The organism is Rhodococcus sp. MALMAid1271 (assembly GCF_049195265.1).
Classification (GTDB): domain Bacteria; phylum Actinomycetota; class Actinomycetes; order Mycobacteriales; family Mycobacteriaceae; genus Rhodococcoides.
On sequence record NZ_JBMIRQ010000102.1, the window covers coordinates 1 to 16,103 of the forward strand.

Genomic DNA, 16,103 nt, shown 5'->3' on the forward strand with positions numbered 1-16,103 from the left:
CATGACGATGCCGTGGCGGTTCTCCTCGGCGGTCCACCGGCCGACCCAGGTTCCCCATGCACCGTCCTGGGAGAAGTTCTCGGCGATCTCCCGGTGGTAGGAGGGCAGGTTGTCCTCGGTGAGCAGGTTGGTGATCATCGCGGCCTGCGCGACATCGGAGAGCTTGGACTGCTCGGGGTCGTAGTCCTGGCCACCCAAGGCAGCGAAATTGCGGCCTTCGTCCCACGGCACGTAGTCGTGGGGATGCCATTCCCGCGCCATCGAGATGTGACGGTTCACGTTGTCCTCGGCAGTGGGCACCAGCTCCTGCAGAAGCTCGAGCTGTGTCAGATCCCTGGCCATCGACATGCCTCCTAGCATTGACGTCAGCTCATCAGCCTAGAGCCATACACCCGACGAACGTGAAGCCTCGCCGAGATTCTGTTAGACGTAGCAAGCCCGACCCCGCGACCACTGGTGCGATTCACAGGTCAATGCTGTGCAGCCTCGGGAGCCGAGAACGTCGGTGCGCGAAACACCCACCCGCGAAGAGCCAGGAACCGAGCCGCACCGAAAATCCCGCTGACGGCGATGACCACCGACACCTGCACATAGGTCGCCGCACCGGGAAACAGGATATGCACGGCAGCCAGCGAAGCGGTACTGAGGCCGAGTCCGATCAGAGCAAGCCCACCGGCCTCCCACTGGGCCTGGAACCAGCCCACCCGGCCTGCGGCCCGAAAGGTGTGCCGGCGATGCAGCTCGTTGGCCAGGACAGTGCTGGCCGCGACACCGACAAGATTTGCGGTGAACGATCCGAGAAAAGACAGGGCGACGAACAGTAGGGCATAAACACCATTGCTCGACGCGCCGACGAGGACGAAACGCGCGAACTGAGCCAACACCGACTCCTCGCGCAGTCGCGCCGTGATGCGAGGGGCACAGCTCGGCCGCCCGGACGGGCCCGACGCTTTCACCGCAGTACTCACGAGGTCTCCAGTTGCAGAACCGGAAGCGTTCGGTCAGCGCTTCGACTCGATACAACTCCGAGTACCGACACATCGATACTCGGACGTGACGGAAGTCTCAGGCCTTCGAAGAACTTTCTTCACGGGCGCGCTTCTTGCGGTCCAGGTCGATGTTCAGGCTGTCCGCCTTGATCGACGCGACGAACAACACCGCAACGAGAACCACCACTACGACGATGGTGATGACGACCACCGCGATGCCGAAAATTGCCAAGATACCGTTCATGTCCTGCCTCCCGTGTCAGGCAATACGGTACTTGTCGTAGACCCGCCGCTCCACTCCGGCCCTATCGGTCGTTCCGCAGGCTGCACTCCAGCCCTCTCGGTCGTTCCGCAGGCTCCACTCCGGCCCTATCGGTCGTTCTCAGCTCACCAAGCGCGCCACAGCACGCATCGGCAGCGACAACCAGGTCGGTCGGTTGCGGGCTTCGTAGAGGACCTCGTACACAGCCTTGTCGAGTTCGTATGCGCGAAGCAGATCGGCCTCGTCTCGGGGATCATGCCCGGCCACCGAGGCATACCCCTCGAAGAAGGCGGCGATGCTCCGCGCCGCCCACCGATCGGCACGCTCACGCACCGACGGGTCCTCGGGAGCGTCGACAAGCAGATGATTCGCGGCGTAGTCGAACGAGCGCAGCATTCCCGCCACGTCACGCAGGGCGCTGTCCATCTGCCTGCGCTCGGCCAAGGTCTTGGCCGGTTCGCCTTCGAAGTCGATGAGCAACCACCGCTCGGGCGTCCCCAATACCTGTCCCAGATGCAGATCACCGTGAATCCGCTGCACCGAGGTACTGTTCGACGCCTCGGCCCGCGAGATCAGGGTCGTCGCTGCCGGAATGTACTGAGCGATGTCCGGCACCACTCGCGCCACTCCCGAAATGCGGGCGAGAATCTCCTCGACGGCAGTGGATTCCACCGGGCGTTCGACGGTGCCCATCACCGACGCCAGGTCGTGATGCACCTGCGCGACGGCCGCTCCGATACGGTGCGCGTCCGGGGCGAAGTCACCGGGCAGGTCCTCCACCGCCGTCTCCGGAGAATCGAACACCTCGCGCACGCTCGCCAATGCAGCCGTCCAGCCCTCGGCCGAGTTCGCGGCGAAATCCTGGATCATCCCCAGTGTGGTCCGCTCGCCGCCGACCTCGGCCTCCAGCCAGCCCCGTAGCGGTGCCACGTTGACACTGCCCGCCTGCGCCAGAGCACGATGTAATTCCACATCGGGACTGATCCCCGGCGGTATCTGACGAAACAGCTTGAGCAACAGTTGATCACCGAGAATCACCGACGTGTTGGACTGCTCGGCCCCGAGAACCCGACCACGCAACCCGCTCGGCACGCTCGAGCCGTCGACGACTTTGAATTCGATACTGCCCGCGCCAGTTTCGTCTGCAAAGGCATCGCCGTACAAACCGATGATCTCGGGATCTCGCAGACCGTCGAACACGGCCACCTCGCCGACCACCGGCAGCACCCACGGTCGAAGCTCATCGGTCAACTCGGTGCGGAACCCCAAGGGCACCTGGTAGGTCTGCGTCACCACCGCCGCGTCCTGAGTGAGCTGCACCTCCACCAGCAAGTGTTCTGCGGCGAAATTCGGTTCGTCACGGAGAACTTCGCGCGCAACGATCCGCACCGAGTTCACCGTCGACCCCTTTGCGCCGAACCAGCGTTGCGCCGGCAACCACGTCGTCAGAGCTTCGGTGAGCTGCGGTTCGACAGTGCGTGCCACACTCGAGCTGGAATCGATCATGAGAATCTCTCGCCGCCTTCTTCGGAGTGTGCAGAGGATGTGACCGTACGCAGCGAAACCTACCCACTCGTGGCCACGTCCACACCCCGGCAGCAAAGACACCCGAACGTTATGCGGGTCGTACGCCCGCACACCGACATGCTCGTAGAGTGGTTTCATGTCCGCTCCATCGACTGCCCACATCGACGTGCACCGCGCCGGTGACCGTCTGAAAACCCGTGTGTCCTGGCTGGACTCGAAACATTCGTTTTCGTTCGGTCAGCACTACGACCCCGACAACACACATCACGGACTGCTCCTGGTCAACAACGACGACATCGTCACCGCCGGTCAGGGATTCGAGACCCACCCGCACCGGGATACGGAAATCGTCACGTGGGTAGTGCAGGGCTCACTGGTACATCAGGATTCGATCGGACACTCCGGAATCATCTATCCCGGATTGGCCCAGCGCATGAGCGCAGGCAAAGGCATCATGCACTCGGAGAAGAACGACTCCTGGAGCATCGACGGCAATCGACACACCGAACCCGTTCGCTTCGTGCAGATGTGGGTCATTCCGGACAGCCCGGGCACCACCCCGGGTTACGAACAACTCGAGATCGGCGACGAATTGTTGCGCGGCGGGCTGGTCACGGTCGCGTCGGGCATGGACAAACATCGCGGTCAGGCCGCGATCGGCATCGGCCAGAAGTCGGCCGCTCTGCACGCTGCGAGGCTCGTTCCCGGTAAGACGGTGACCGTGCCCGAGGCACCGTTTCTGCACGTGTTCGTCGCGCGCGGCACCGTCGTGCTCGAAGGTGTGGGTGATCTGTACGAGGGCGATGCGGTACGCATGAGTTCCACTGGTGGACAGCGCATCAGCGCCATCGAACCGGCCGAGGTACTGATCTGGGAGATGCACTCACGGCTCGGTGCGTAGGGCCGACGCTCAGCGATCCGCTCTCCACCAGCCGGCAAGCAATGCTGCTCGCCCATCCTCACCCGCGGATGTCTCTTCGCACGAAGGCTGCCGAGCCCGCACTGCAGACGACGGCCGCGATGACGAGCAGCCAGCCGATCGACTCGAGCGAGTCGATGCCGCCCAGCGACCTCGGAACATGAGTGAACGGGGACAGGTCGAGCCACGGCTGCGGCAGTCCGATCACCGCCCCGACCTGACCGAGCGCCACGAAGCCGGCGAGAACGGCCCACACGGCCGACGCGAACCCAGGGAACGCGCCGAACAGCGCAACACCGAGCGCCGTCACCACCCACACGGCCGGCAGTTGCCCCAGTGCTCCGCCCACGACAGAACCGATTTCTCCTGCGATATCACCGGTGGACGCACCGTAGCCTGCCCCGATGGTGAGCCCGAGGACCACGAGCAACCACACCGGCCCGAGCACGGGGAACAGCAGGTGGGCGACCAACCAACGAAGACGCGAGACGTCGGTGGCCAACACGATCTCGGCCAGCCCTGCCTCTTCTTCACTGTGCGCCCGCAGCAGAGCCGATACCGAATAGGCGGCCACGAGGATGCCGACGCCGCTCAGCACGGCGACGATGAACGACTGTTCGACGGTGCTGCCGCCGAACTTTTCCAGTGCATCGTTGAAGGTGGTGCTCGCGCCGATCTGCCCGCCGATTCCGTCCACCGAGGATCCGATGGTGATGCCGAACAAAGCGATCCCGACGGTCCAGAGGGCAAGGGTCCCGCGAGAGAGCCGCCAGGCGAGGGCGACCGGCCCGGACAGTGACGGCGCGGCCGACACCGAGCCGCGACGCTCGGCTCGTAGGCCACTGCCGAGATCGCGTCGCTTCGCCCCCACGAAGGCCGCTGCGCAGAACGCGGCTGCTGTCGCCAGAGACAGCAGCATCGGCCACCACCGCTCGTCGGCAAAGGGCCGCACCTGGGCCGACCATCCGATCGGTGACAACCATGACAGGGTGCCCGAGCCTGCGTCGCCGATGGCCCGAAGCGCGAACGCCGCGGCCAACACGCCGAGCGCGTAGCCGCGTGCCGCACGCGCATCCGGTGCCACCTGCGCCGCCAGCGCAGCGCAGCCGACGAAGACGCCACCGACGACAACGATCGCCGCTCCGAACGCCACGCTTCCGACCAACGGCAGACCGAACGCCGACAACGAGATCGAGGACAACAGTGCCGTCGCCGCGACCCCGCCGCCTGCCAGCAGCATCGCGGCGGTCAGCCCGGCGTATCGCCCGACCACCGTGGACCCGATCAACTCGGTTCGTCCGGCGTCCTCGTCCCCTCTGGTGTGCCGAACCACGGTGAGGATCGCTGCCAGCGGCACCAATGTGAGCATCAGTCCGGAGCGCCACGACACCAGAGCGCCCAGACTGCTGCCGAAGATCGGGCCGACGAGTGCCGCCTGAGCCGGGACGGCGACGGTGCCGACATAGAACGTCTGACGATCTGCGGCCGTCGGATACAGACCCTCGATACTGACTGCATAGAGCAGCGGTAGCGCACCGAGCAGAACGATCCACAGCGGCGCCACCACCCGATCACGGCGCAGGTACAGACGCAGCAACGCGCCGGTACCGACCAGGGCGCTCATGCGTAGTACCTCAGGAACAGCTCCTCGAGAGTCGGGGCCGAACTGACCAGGCTCTGCAACCCGGCGTCGGAGAGGATGCGCATCGTCGCTGCGAGGGCATCGTTGTCGACGGTGCAGGTGATGGCGGCACCGTCCACGGTCACTGCGCTCACCCCGGCGAGGGTGTCCAGATTCTCGGGTACTCGATCGACCTCGGCGGTGATGGTCGTGTGAGTGAGGTGCCGCATCGACGCGAGCGTGCCTGCGTCCACGGTTCGCCCGTCCTTGACGATGGTCACCGAGCTGCACAGCGCATCGACCTCGGACAGAATGTGCGAGGACAACAGCACCGTGACTCCGCGTCGGGCGGCGTCTTTCACGCAGTCGGCGAAGTGCTGTTCCATCAGCGGGTCCAGCCCCGAGGTGGGTTCGTCGAGAATCAGCAGTTCGACGTTCGATGCCAGCGCCGAGATCAGCGCGACCTTCTGCCGGTTGCCTTTGGAGTACGTGCGGGTGCGCTTGCCCGGATCGAGCGAGAACCGCTCGATCAGCTCGGCGCGCCGAGCGGTGTCGATCCCGCCGCGCATCCGAGCGAGCAGGTCTATCACCTCGCCGCCGGTCAGCGACGGCCACAGCGTCACATCGCCCGGGACGTAGGCCAACCGCCGATGCAGCGCGGCGGTGTCGGTCCACGGGTCGCTTCCGAGTAAGCGCACGGCACCCGAGGTGGCCCGGATCAGACCGAGCAGGATGCGGATCGTCGTGGACTTACCCGCGCCGTTGGGCCCGAGGAAGCCGTGCACCTCACCGGTCTCGACGGTCAGGTCTAGTCCGTCGAGGGCGGTGACGGTGCCGAAGGTCTTGCGTAGGCCTTCCACCGTGATTGCGTCGGTCATTTCTTCGCCTCCAGATACGTGTCCAAAGCCTGCGAATCGGTGAGCAGCCCGTCGGTGTAGAGCTCGAGCGCCGGTAGCGTGACCTCGTCACCGAGCGCGGTCAGTGCCTCGGCGAAGGTCACATCGGGGCCGGCCATCTGCACGTACAGCAGTAGACCGCCCACGTTCTGTCGGGTCAGGAATCGGGCGCGGGCCACCGGGTCTCGGCTGGGTGTCAAGCGTCCCTCACGCACACCGTCGTCCATGTAGCGGACGGCGTCGTCGACCATGTGCTCGAACAGCTCTCGTGCCAGCGAACCGCCAGCGGTGAAGCTGCGGACGATGTACGCGACGATCGGTGCGTATTCGTCGAGGCGAGCGAGCTGTTCCATCATCGCCGCGGGTGCGGCCGACGCAGTCTTCGAGTCGCGGATCACCCGAAGAACATGCTCGTCGCAGGCCGCGCGCAACCCGTCCTTGGACCCGAAGTGGTGGTTGACGAGCCCGGGTGAGACTCCGGCGGCCGTGGCGATCGATCGCACCCCGGCGGTGAAGCCCTGCGCACCGAAGACGTCGATTGCGGTATCGCGGATTCGGGCCCTCGTCGTGAGATCCTCCGATGCTGTACGCATGTACAGCACATTAAACACTCGTTCAACCGCGCGCAAGAGTGTAAAGATGGACGCATGACTTCAGTAGTGAACTCGGGCATCGATCTCAGCTACCAAGACGAGAACACACGCGCACAGGACGACCTCTTCGTGCATGTCAACGGCAAATGGCTCGAGGATTACGCCATCCCGGCCGATCGGGCCGTCGACGGCGCTTTCAGGACCTTGTACGACCGCGCCGAGGTGGATGTGCAGACCATCATCGAAGAGTCCGCCGCCGCCGAACCCCCTGCAGGCAGCGACGCGCAGAAGATCGGTGACCTGTTCTCCTCCTTCATGGCCGCCGACCGCGCCGAGGAACTCGGCGTCACCCCGATCGCCGAGGAACTGACCGCCGTCTCCGACGCACCGGACCTCGTCACTCTCGCCGGCGTTCTCGGTTCCCTGCAACGCACCGGAGTCGGCGGTGCCATCGGCCACTATGTCGACACCGACGCCAAGCAGTCCGACCGCTACCTCGTCCACTTCAGCCAATCCGGCATCGGCCTGCCCGACGAGTCGTACTACCGCGAGGACGAGTACGCAGAGATACGCACGTCCTACATCGAACACATCTCGAAGATGTTCGCGCTCAGCGGACTCGAGTACGACGCGCAGACGGTGTTCGAGCTGGAACGCAAGATCGCCGCCGGTCACTGGGACGTCGTGGCCAGGCGTGACGCCGAGAAGAGCTACAACCTCGTCCAGTTCGATTCACTGGTACAGAACGAACCCGGATTCAACTGGGCGGCATGGATTTCCGGGCTCGGTGCCAGCACCGAGCAGTTCACCGAGATCGTCGTCCGACAGCCGTCGTTCCTCAGCACCTTCGTATCGCTGTGGACCTCCGAGGACCTCGCAGCATGGAAGGCGTGGTTGGCCTGGCGTGTCGTACATTCTCGCGCGCCGTTCCTGACGAGTGCGATCGTCGACGAGAACTTCGCGTTCTACGGAACGACACTGACCGGCACCGAGGAGAACCGCGAGCGGTGGAAGCGCGGGGTCTCGCTGGTGCAGGACATTCTCGGCGAGGCCGTCGGCAAACTCTACGTCGAACGCCATTTTCCCGCCGATTCCAAGGCACGGATGCAGGTCCTGGTCGACAATCTCACCGAGGCCTACCGCCGCAACATCTCCGACCTCGAGTGGATGAGCCCGCACACGCGCGCGAAAGCACTCGACAAGCTGGACAAGTTCACTCCCAAGATCGGCTACCCCGATCGCTGGCGCGACTACTCCGCCGTCGAGATCCACGCCGACGATCTGCTCGGCAACTACCGCCGCGGTTACGCCGCGGACTACCAGCGCGATCTGGACAAGCTCGGCGGCCCGGTGGACCGTGACGAATGGTTCATGACGCCGCAGACCGTCAATGCGTACTACAACCCCGGAATGAACGAAATCGTCTTTCCCGCAGCCATTCTGCAGCCACCGTTCTTCGACCCGGAGGCCGACGACGCAGCCAACTACGGCGGCATCGGAGCGGTGATCGGCCACGAGATCGGCCACGGATTCGACGATCAGGGTGCCAAGTACGACGGTGACGGCAACATGGTCGACTGGTGGACCGACAGCGACCGCACCGAGTTCGGCAAGCGCACGAAAGCACTGATCGAGCAGTACAACGAGTTCGAACCCGCCGCACTACCCGGCCACAAGGTCAACGGCGAATTCACCATCGGCGAGAACATCGGCGATCTGGGTGGCCTGTCCATCGCCGTGACCGCCTACGAGATCTCCCTCGAAGGCAAGGACGCACCGGTACTCGACGGCTTGACCGGATTGCAGCGGGTGTTCTTCGGTTGGTCGCAGGTGTGGCGCACCAAGGCACGCGATGCCGAGGCGATCCGCCGACTCGCAGTCGATCCGCACTCGCCGCCGGAGTTCCGCTGCAACGGCGTCGTGCGCAATCTGGACAGTTTTCACCAAGCCTTCGACGTACAGCCCGGGGATGCGCTGTACTTGGAGCCGGACAAGCGCGTCAAGATCTGGTAGCTCCGGTCACATCATCGGGCAATACGGGGAGGGTATTTCGGATGAGGGAATTCGTACGATGGCTCGCAGCGCACGGGGTCATCAGGTTCGCCGCCAAGCGGGCCGCGGCAGCAGGCGATCTACAGTCCATGTTGGTCGCCGATCCGCAGACGCGAGCGAATCCGTCGCCGATCTACGAGAAACTTCGTGACACCGCGCCACTGGTGAAAACCCGCATCTCGAACATCACCGTGCACCACCGGGTGGCGTTCGACCTCCTACGCTCCGACGACTTCCGCGTCACCCATCTGGGTGGAACGCTGCCCACGCCCCTGCAGTGGGTCGAGCGGCACACCAGATCGGGTGCTCTGCATCCGATTCTCCCGCCGTCACTGTTGTCGGTGGAGCCGCCCGATCACACGCGGTATCGCAAACTGGTGTCCTCGGTGTTCACCGCCCGCGCGGTGACGCAGATGCGCGATCAGGTGCAGGAGACCGCCGACGCGCTGCTCGACGAGCTCACCGACGGATCTCCGGTCGTCGATATCGTCGATCGGTATTGCGCACGCCTACCGGTAGCGGTGATCGGGCGCATCCTCGGTGTCCCGGCGCAGGACAATCAGCGGGTGCTCGAGTTCGGTGAGATGGCCGCACCGAGCCTCGACATCGGATTGTCGTGGAGCCAGTTCAAGCAGGTCGAACGCGGACTGGTCGGCTTCGATACCTGGCTCTCGCAACACATCGCGGACCTGCGCCGCAATCCCGGTGACGATCTGATGAGCCAGCTGATCGCCGCGAAGGACGAGGGCATCGGCCTCGACGACGAGGAGCTCAGGGCCACTGCAGGATTGGTGTTGGCGGCAGGTTTCGAGACGACCGTCAATTTGCTCGGCAGTGGAATCCGGCTGCTGCTCGATCACCCCGATCAGCTCGCCGTACTCCAGCACGATCCCTCGCACTGGCCCACTGCCATCGACGAGATGCTCCGAATGGAATCACCGGTGCAATTGACCGCGCGGGCCGCCAAACACGACGTCGTGGTGGAGGGCGTGCCCATCAAGGAGGGATCGCTGGTGATCCTCGTACTCGCCGGGGCCAACCGCGACCCACTGGTGTTCGAGAACCCCAACACGTTCGACGTCACCCGGGCAAACGCGGGCAAGCATCTGTCGTTCTCGGGTGGACGTCACTACTGCCTCGGTGCCGCGCTCGCCAAGGCCGAATCGGAAGTAGGACTCAAGGCCCTGTTCGACAGGTTCCCCCAGCTACAGTCCGCGGGAGAAGGAACCCGGCGCAACACCCGCGTACTGCACGGGTGGGCAAGCCTTCCGATCGACCTCGGTCAACCCGCTACGACAACCGCAGGCCGGTAGCGGAGTCGAAGAAGAACAATTCCTCCAGTTTGGGCATCAGCCGGACAGTTTCGGCCAGCGCGATGGACAGCTTTCGGTCGACGCGAAGCGCGATCCTCCCGGACGGCGTCGTCCATCCGCCGTCCGGGCTGGGTGCGGAGGCGTACACGAACGACTCCGCACCCAGTTCCTCGATCAGCTCGACGGTCAGTTGCAGGCCACTGTGCGCGGCGCCGCTGCCCTCACCCACGAGATCCCAGGATTCCGGCCTGATCCCGACGGTCACGCGTTCTCGGGTCGAGGACGGAACCGGAATGCGCAGTTCACCGATCACGGCAGCGCCGTCCACCACGGGTGCGTCGACGAGATTCATTCCGGGTGACCCGATGAATCCCGCGACGAACGTGTTGACGGGGTTGTCGTACAGCTCACGCGGAGAGGCGATCTGCTGCAGCTTTCCGCCCAGCAACACCGCGACACGATCGCCCATCGTCATGGCCTCGACCTGATCGTGGGTGACGTAGACCGTGGTGGTACCCAATCGCCTTTGCAGACCGGCGATCTGGGCCCTGGTGGACACTCGCAGCTTGGCATCCAGATTGGACAGTGGCTCGTCCATGCAGAACACCTTGGGCTGACGCACGATGGCCCGGCCCATGGCCACTCGCTGACGCTGCCCGCCGGAGAGCTTGCCGGGCTTACGGTCCAGCAGCGGCTCGAGCTCGAGCATTCTCGCCGCGTCGAGCACCCGGGCTGCGGTGTCCGACTTGCTCATTCCTGCATTGCGCAGCGCGAAGCCCATGTTGTCGCCGACGGTCATGTTGGGATACAGCGCGTAGTTCTGAAACACCATCGCGACGTCCCTGGCCCGCGGCGCCAACGAGGTGACATCCACTCCGTCGATGGCGATGTGCCCGCCTTCGACGGACTCGAGACCGGCGAGCATCCGCAGACTCGTCGACTTCCCGCAGCCCGAGGGCCCGACGAGAACGATGAATTCACCATCCGCGATATCGAGTTCGAGGTTGTCGACAGCGAGCGACTCGGCACCCGGGTACCGGTGCGAGACACCGGCGTAGTGAACGGCAGCCATTACTTCGGCAGCTTCGGGGTGATCTGACGGTCGATGATCTGCTGCAGTTGATCCGAGACCGACGCGAATGTGGTGGCGACATCGGCGTTCTGCAACGCGATCTGCTCGAGTCCGGTACCGATGATCTTGTCGCCGCCGGGTACGAACACTCGGGCGTAGTCCTGCGAACGGGTCTTCGCCAGTTGGTCGACGGCCGTCTTCGCGTTGGGGTTGGCCTCGAGGAACGCGATCTCCGACGCGTCCTGCTGCGCGGACTTCCGGACCGGCATGTAGCCCGTCTTCTGCGAGAAGTAGGCAGTGTTGGCACCGTTGGTGATGAAGTCGATGAATTTGAGCGCGTTGATTTTTCGCTCGTCCGAGATCTTCGCCGGAATGGCCAGGCCTGCACCGCCGGTGGGGCAGCCGGGTGTGCCGTCGGTAGCGGGCAGGAACGCGGTGCCGAACTCGAAACCGGCACCCTTGGTGATGGTCGAGAGATCGCCGGTGGAGGCGATGGTGGAGGCCAGGATGCCTGCGGCGAAATCGTTGGCGATGTCGTTCGACACCGCGGCGTACTTCTTGGTGTGGATCATCTCCTGCAGGAACTTGCCTGCCGCAATGGTATTGGGGTCGTCGAACTTCAGCGTGAACTGATCCGAGTAGGCCCCACCGAAGGTCCAGATCGGGCCCTCGAACGTCCACCCGAGGTAGTCGACGGCGTTGCCCCAACCGTGGGCGAGCTTGCCGTCGCCGACGACCGCCTGAATGCGCGGGCCCCATTCGTCGAATTCCTGCCAGGTGGCGGGTCCGCGATCGGGCAGTCCGGCAGCCGACCAGACGGCCTTGTTGTAGTAGAACAGCGGCGTCGAGCGCGAGTACGGCAAAGCCCAGTGGCTGCCGTTCCAGTTGTAGTCGGCCAGCAGAGAATCCACGTAATCGGATTGGTCCACTCCGGCTGCGGAGAAATGCTTGTCGAGTGGCTCGATCGCACCGGTGAGGGCGTAGTTGAACCACCAGACGTCCGAGAGCACGACGACGTCGGGCACATTGTTGCCGGACAGTGCGGCGTTGAACTTCTGCGAGACCTCCTCGTAGTTCTTGCCCGCATCGATGAGATTGACCGTCAGGTCCGGGTTCTCGGCTTGGAAGCGCGAGATCAGTTCCTTCTCGTAGTCCTGGGACTTGCCCGGGTGGTTCGACCAGAAGTTGATCGTGCTCGCATCGCCCTCGACACCGTCGCCGGAGGAGGAGCCCGATCCGGGGCCGCTGCAGGCGGCCAGAGCAGCGGCAGCGGCCGCTGCACCGGTGAGCGTGAGGAATCCACGTCGATTGATGATGTGTGCCATGGTGTTCGACTCCTGATAGTGAGGTGAATCAGCCCTTGACCGCACCGGAGGTGAGGCCCTTGATCATGTGGCGTTGCAGGACGAGAAAGACGAGAAGGATCGGCAGAATGGTCAGCACGGTCGCCGCCATCACCGCGCCCCAGTTGGTGTAACCCTCGCTGTTCTGCAGCAAGGTCAGGCCGACCGGAAGCGGCGCGACCGAGGAGTCGTCGGACATCAGGAACGGCCAGAGGTACTCGTTCCACTCGGTGACGATCGTGATGATGGCGAAGGCCACCATGGTCGGACCGGACAGCGGCAGGATCACCCGGAACATCAGCCGCACCGGACCAGCCCCGTCCATGCGGGCTGCCTCGATGATCTCCGGGGGCAGCGACAGGAAGTGGTTGCGCATCAGGAAGGTGCCGAAGGCGACACCCGCCAGCGGAACGATGATGCCCTGGAACGAGTTACGCCAGCCCAGATCTGCGATGAGCGAATAGTTCGAGATGACGGTGATCTGGTTGGGCACCATCAACGCGGCGATGATGACCAGAAAGACGATGTTCTTGCCCGGGAAGCGCAGAAACACCAACCCGTAGGCACTGAGCACACCGAGAGCGAACTTCACCGAAGACAGGACGGAGGTGATGATGATGGAGTTGCGCAGGTAGGTGAAGAACGGCACCTCCGTCGTTGCCTCGTCGTAGTTCTGCGGATGAAAGACGCTCGGCCACCACGTCACCGGCTGCACGTAGATGTCCGGGCGGTCCTTGAACGAGGTGATCAGAATCCAGAACAGCGGAAGCCCGATCATCAGCAGAACGGCGGCCATGGCGGCGTAGCCCAGGATGTTCGCCGTGCGGCGGGTGCGCTGCGGATCGCGGTCGTGCGCCGGCTTCTCCGGCACCGCTGCGGCGGGCTTGCTGACTACTGTCATCGCTGATCGTCTCTATCCATGATTCGTACCTGCACGAGAGTGACGATCAACAGCACGAGGAACAGGATCGTCGCGACGGTGGCACCGTATCCGGCCCGGAAATTGCGGAAGGTTTCCTCGTAGACCTGGTAGACCATCGTGGTGGTGCCGGTGCCGAGTGGGCCGCCGCGCGTCATCACGTTGATGATGTCGAAGACCTGAAGTGAGTTGAGCAGCACGGTGATCGAGAGGAAGAACGTCGTCGGACGTAGCTGCGGGAGCAGCACTTTGCGGAATGTGGTCCAGCGGCTCGCCTGATCTATCTCGGCTGCTTCCATCAACTCCTTGCGCACGCCCTGCAGAGCCGCGAGGTAGATGACGAAGGTGTACCCCAGGTTCTTCCACAGGTACGTCACGGTGATCATCACCATCGCCCACTTGGGGTCCTGGTAGAAATCCGGCACCGAGCCGAGCCCGACGCGTCGCATCAGATCCTGTACCAGGCCGAAGTTGGGATCGAAGACGAACTGGAACGCGATACCGATCGCTGCACCGGAAATGACGTACGGGGCGAACACCGCGGAGCGAACGAAGTTGCGGCCACGCAGCTTTCGATCGAGCAGCATGGCCAGGATCAGGCCGAGCACCAACGAACCGACAACGGCCGCGACCGTGAACACGACGGTATTGCCGACGATCTGCCAGGTGTCCTCGCGAGAGGCCCACTCGCGGTAGTTGGCGAAGCCGACGAACGTGGACGTGGGCGAGGACAGATTCCAGTCGAAGAACGAGAACTGGAAGTTCTCCACCAGCGGCCGATACGTGAACACCGCCAGCAGCACCAGGTTGGGGCCGACGAGGACGAAGAACAGTGCGTAATCACTCCACGGCCGCGAGAAGAAGGAGTGGAGCCGACCGGCTCGCTCTTTCTTCCGCGGTGCGGGCAGCACTCGTTCGGTTGTTGCGCTCACCGCGAGCACTGTGCTCAGTCTCGGCCAACGGACGGTGAACTCGGCTCCAACGGCTACCGTCGCGCAGACCAATGCTGCGCAGTGGTCCCGTAATGTGACCATCGGCTTACGTTCACCATCGAACCCGAACGGAGATGCCGGTGGGCTCGTTCGACGTTGGAGTTGCCGATGAGCGGACGCAGTTCGACGCGTTCGTCGAGGACTACCGGAGCAGTTTCGAGGCCGCCCTGGAGGGCCTGACCGAGGAGCAGGCCCGCCGTCGCCTGGTGCCGTCCGCGACGACATTGCTCGGGTTGGTCAAGCACGTCACGTGGATGCAGCGGGTGTGGTTCGAGGAATGCATCGGCGGAACGTCGCGTCGGGAACTCGGTTTGGTACAGAACCCCGAGCAGTCGTTTCGCCTCGACGCCGCAGACACCGTCTCTTCTGTGCTGGAGAGCTACCGGATCGCGTGCGGCAACGCTCGGGCCGCGGTGGACAACCTCTCGCTCGATGCGATCGTCACCGGCCACCGGGCTGGTCCGCGTACGGTCCGGTGGGTCTACCTTCAGGTTCTACGCGAGCTCGCTCACCACCGCGGGCATGCGGACATCCTGCGGGAGCAGATCTCGGCCCGTTAGAGGGGCGGCGGCGCTCTAACGGTTCCAGTCGCCGAGGCCGTCGGAACCGCTCAGGGTGCCGCCGTCGGTGTTGACGACGATGACAGGGTCACCCTTCTGGGCGTTGTCGAAGAACCACTTGCCGTCCTCGGTGCTGACGTTGAGGCAGCCGTGCGAGGAGTTGGAGTACCCCTGCTGCGATTCCGACCACGGGGCGGCGTGTACGAAGATTCCGCTGTAGGAGATGCGGGTCGCGTACTCGACGTACGTGCGGTAGCCCTCCTCGGAATCGACGGGGACGCCGTACGTGGACGAATCCATGTACATGTCACGGAATCGCTCGCCGACGATGTAGGTGCCGTTGGGGGTTTCGTGCCCCGCCTTGCCCATCGAGGTGGGCATGGTCTTGACGACCTCGCCGTTGCGGGTGACGGTGATCATCTTGGTGTTGTCGTCAGCGGTGGTGATGATCGAGTCGCCGGTGGAGAATTCGGCCTTCGCGCCGCCCGCTTCGACGGTCACCCGGGTGTGTGCCGGGTAGAACTCGTCGGGCAGCCACCGCACCTGACTGTCGTTGATCCAGTAGAAGTGGCCGGCAACGGACGGGTCGGTGGTGACGCGGATGGCGCGAAGCGCCGCATCGCGATCTCCGATGGGCTCGTCGAATCGAATGGCGATGGGCTGCGCAACTCCGACCACCTCGCCGCCGGACGGGCTGATGCTCGGATCGGCGAAATTCGCCGGTGCGAGCTGTGGCGCGAGAGGCTGCGCGGGCGCGGCCGGGTCCGAGGAACCGGGCAGTCCGGGAATGGAGATGTCCGGGCCACCGGGCCAGAGCGGGGCTGCCTGCGCCGAGCCGAATGCGGCGGAGGCGGCAAGGGCTGTACCTGCAAGGATCGCGCCGATACGGGCGAGTCTGCGTGTGCGAACCGGTGATGCCATGTAATCCGACCATCCTTCGTGCTGCGTCCCGATGCCCATCGACAGTGCTTGTGCGCGGGCGAGACCCATTAACACATACCACCCGAACATTTGCTAATCGGATACAGCCGACAGCGGCGAGGAC

The 16,103-nt window shown here is 64.2% G+C and carries 16 protein-coding genes; 4 read left to right on the forward strand and 12 right to left on the reverse strand.

The window, feature by feature from the left end; all coding sequences use genetic code 11:
- From ACOQFP_RS16505 to ACOQFP_RS16520, 4 genes are all read right to left on the reverse strand, one after another.
- The coding region (locus ACOQFP_RS16505; protein ID WP_179277621.1) for an acyl-ACP desaturase at nt 1-342 on the reverse strand (342 nt) is incomplete at its 3' end.
- 128 nt (nt 343-470) lie between these two features.
- Nucleotides 471-968 (reverse strand): GtrA family protein, encoded by a 498-nt coding sequence (locus ACOQFP_RS16510; RefSeq protein ID WP_421584921.1) that lies wholly within the window; start codon nt 966-968, stop codon nt 471-473.
- 97 nt (nt 969-1,065) lie between these two features.
- Entirely contained in the window at nt 1,066-1,233 is a 168-nt protein-coding gene (locus ACOQFP_RS16515; protein WP_206487580.1) for a hypothetical protein, read from the reverse strand.
- 138 nt (nt 1,234-1,371) lie between these two features.
- A complete protein-coding gene (locus ACOQFP_RS16520) occupies nt 1,372-2,757 on the reverse strand; it encodes a maltokinase N-terminal cap-like domain-containing protein (RefSeq protein ID WP_421584922.1) in 1,386 nt (461 codons plus the stop codon).
- Between the two features lie 157 nt (nt 2,758-2,914).
- On the opposite strand from ACOQFP_RS16520, the gene ACOQFP_RS16525 reads away from it, so the two are divergent.
- Nucleotides 2,915-3,679: a pirin family protein gene (locus tag ACOQFP_RS16525; RefSeq protein WP_206487578.1), complete on the forward strand. Its 765-nt coding sequence runs from the start codon at nt 2,915-2,917 to the stop codon at nt 3,677-3,679.
- Nucleotides 3,680-3,737: 58 nt separating this feature from the next.
- On the opposite strand, the gene ACOQFP_RS16530 is transcribed toward ACOQFP_RS16525, so the two are convergent.
- The 3 genes from ACOQFP_RS16530 to ACOQFP_RS16540 are packed head-to-tail and all read right to left on the reverse strand — an operon-like array spanning nt 3,738 to nt 6,807.
- Nucleotides 3,738-5,321, reverse strand: coding sequence for an ABC transporter permease (locus ACOQFP_RS16530; protein WP_341243834.1), 1,584 nt, complete (start codon nt 5,319-5,321; stop codon nt 3,738-3,740).
- Nucleotides 5,318-6,196, reverse strand: a complete 879-nt coding sequence (locus tag ACOQFP_RS16535) for an ABC transporter ATP-binding protein (protein ID WP_206487573.1) — start codon at nt 6,194-6,196, stop codon at nt 5,318-5,320. The genes ACOQFP_RS16530 and ACOQFP_RS16535 overlap by 4 nt, the downstream gene beginning before the upstream one ends.
- Nucleotides 6,193-6,807 (reverse strand): TetR family transcriptional regulator, encoded by a 615-nt coding sequence (locus ACOQFP_RS16540; RefSeq protein WP_341243835.1) that lies wholly within the window; start codon nt 6,805-6,807, stop codon nt 6,193-6,195. Before ACOQFP_RS16540 ends, ACOQFP_RS16535 begins: the two co-directional genes overlap by 4 nt.
- Nucleotides 6,808-6,861: 54 nt before the next feature.
- Between ACOQFP_RS16540 and ACOQFP_RS16545 the strand changes: the two genes are divergently transcribed.
- Together ACOQFP_RS16545 and ACOQFP_RS16550 are read left to right on the forward strand one after the other, a co-directional pair.
- On the forward strand, nt 6,862-8,820 hold the full coding sequence (locus ACOQFP_RS16545; RefSeq protein WP_421584923.1) for a M13 family metallopeptidase: 1,959 nt from the start codon (nt 6,862-6,864) through the stop codon (nt 8,818-8,820).
- A 41-nt stretch (nt 8,821-8,861) separates the two neighbouring features.
- The gene (locus tag ACOQFP_RS16550; protein WP_206487567.1) at nt 8,862-10,172 is read left to right on the forward strand and encodes a cytochrome P450; all 1,311 of its coding nucleotides are present in this window, start codon (nt 8,862-8,864) and stop codon (nt 10,170-10,172) included.
- Here the strand turns inward: ACOQFP_RS16550 and ACOQFP_RS16555 are convergent.
- Genes ACOQFP_RS16555 through ACOQFP_RS16570 form a run of 4 tightly spaced genes read right to left on the reverse strand, consistent with a single transcriptional unit; the run spans nt 10,150 to nt 14,438 of the window.
- A complete protein-coding gene (locus ACOQFP_RS16555; RefSeq protein WP_421584924.1) occupies nt 10,150-11,244 on the reverse strand; it encodes an ABC transporter ATP-binding protein in 1,095 nt (364 codons plus the stop codon). The two genes, ACOQFP_RS16550 and ACOQFP_RS16555, sit on opposite strands and share 23 nt — an antisense overlap.
- Nucleotides 11,244-12,569, reverse strand: a complete 1,326-nt coding sequence (locus tag ACOQFP_RS16560) for an ABC transporter substrate-binding protein (RefSeq protein WP_206487563.1) — start codon at nt 12,567-12,569, stop codon at nt 11,244-11,246. The genes ACOQFP_RS16555 and ACOQFP_RS16560 overlap by 1 nt, the downstream gene beginning before the upstream one ends.
- Nucleotides 12,570-12,597: 28 nt before the next feature.
- Nucleotides 12,598-13,488 carry a carbohydrate ABC transporter permease gene (locus ACOQFP_RS16565; RefSeq protein ID WP_206487561.1) on the reverse strand — a complete coding sequence of 297 codons (891 nt, stop codon included), beginning with the start codon at nt 13,486-13,488 and terminating at the stop codon, nt 12,598-12,600.
- Nucleotides 13,485-14,438, reverse strand: coding sequence for a sugar ABC transporter permease (locus tag ACOQFP_RS16570; RefSeq protein ID WP_307830715.1), 954 nt, complete (start codon nt 14,436-14,438; stop codon nt 13,485-13,487). The genes ACOQFP_RS16565 and ACOQFP_RS16570 overlap by 4 nt, the downstream gene beginning before the upstream one ends.
- A 134-nt stretch (nt 14,439-14,572) precedes the next feature.
- On the opposite strand from ACOQFP_RS16570, the gene ACOQFP_RS16575 reads away from it, so the two are divergent.
- A complete protein-coding gene (locus tag ACOQFP_RS16575; RefSeq protein ID WP_421584925.1) occupies nt 14,573-15,058 on the forward strand; it encodes a DinB family protein in 486 nt (161 codons plus the stop codon).
- 15 nt (nt 15,059-15,073) lie between these two features.
- Here the strand turns inward: ACOQFP_RS16575 and ACOQFP_RS16580 are convergent, their stop codons facing one another.
- Entirely contained in the window at nt 15,074-15,979 is a 906-nt protein-coding gene (locus tag ACOQFP_RS16580) for a L,D-transpeptidase (protein ID WP_421584926.1), read from the reverse strand.
- Nucleotides 15,980-16,103: the final 124 nt, after the last annotated feature.

Bases quoted from the DNA above. Each gene is read 5' to 3' on its own strand.
- ACOQFP_RS16540 (WP_341243835.1), bottom strand. From the start codon at position 6,807: ATGCGTACAGCATCGGAGGATCTCACGACGAGGGCCCGAATCCGCGAT.
- ACOQFP_RS16550 (WP_206487567.1), top strand. From the start codon at position 8,862: ATGAGGGAATTCGTACGATGGCTCGCAGCGCACGGGGTCATCAGGTTC.
- ACOQFP_RS16525 (WP_206487578.1), top strand. From the start codon at position 2,915: ATGTCCGCTCCATCGACTGCCCACATCGACGTGCACCGCGCCGGTGAC.
- ACOQFP_RS16520 (WP_421584922.1), bottom strand. From the start codon at position 2,757: ATGATCGATTCCAGCTCGAGTGTGGCACGCACTGTCGAACCGCAGCTC.
- ACOQFP_RS16545 (WP_421584923.1), top strand. From the start codon at position 6,862: ATGACTTCAGTAGTGAACTCGGGCATCGATCTCAGCTACCAAGACGAG.
- ACOQFP_RS16515 (WP_206487580.1), bottom strand. From the start codon at position 1,233: ATGAACGGTATCTTGGCAATTTTCGGCATCGCGGTGGTCGTCATCACC.
- ACOQFP_RS16555 (WP_421584924.1), bottom strand. From the start codon at position 11,244: ATGGCTGCCGTTCACTACGCCGGTGTCTCGCACCGGTACCCGGGTGCC.
- ACOQFP_RS16530 (WP_341243834.1), bottom strand. From the start codon at position 5,321: ATGAGCGCCCTGGTCGGTACCGGCGCGTTGCTGCGTCTGTACCTGCGC.
- ACOQFP_RS16575 (WP_421584925.1), top strand. From the start codon at position 14,573: ATGCCGGTGGGCTCGTTCGACGTTGGAGTTGCCGATGAGCGGACGCAG.
- ACOQFP_RS16565 (WP_206487561.1), bottom strand. From the start codon at position 13,488: ATGACAGTAGTCAGCAAGCCCGCCGCAGCGGTGCCGGAGAAGCCGGCG.
- ACOQFP_RS16560 (WP_206487563.1), bottom strand. From the start codon at position 12,569: ATGGCACACATCATCAATCGACGTGGATTCCTCACGCTCACCGGTGCA.
- ACOQFP_RS16535 (WP_206487573.1), bottom strand. From the start codon at position 6,196: ATGACCGACGCAATCACGGTGGAAGGCCTACGCAAGACCTTCGGCACC.
- ACOQFP_RS16580 (WP_421584926.1), bottom strand. From the start codon at position 15,979: ATGGCATCACCGGTTCGCACACGCAGACTCGCCCGTATCGGCGCGATC.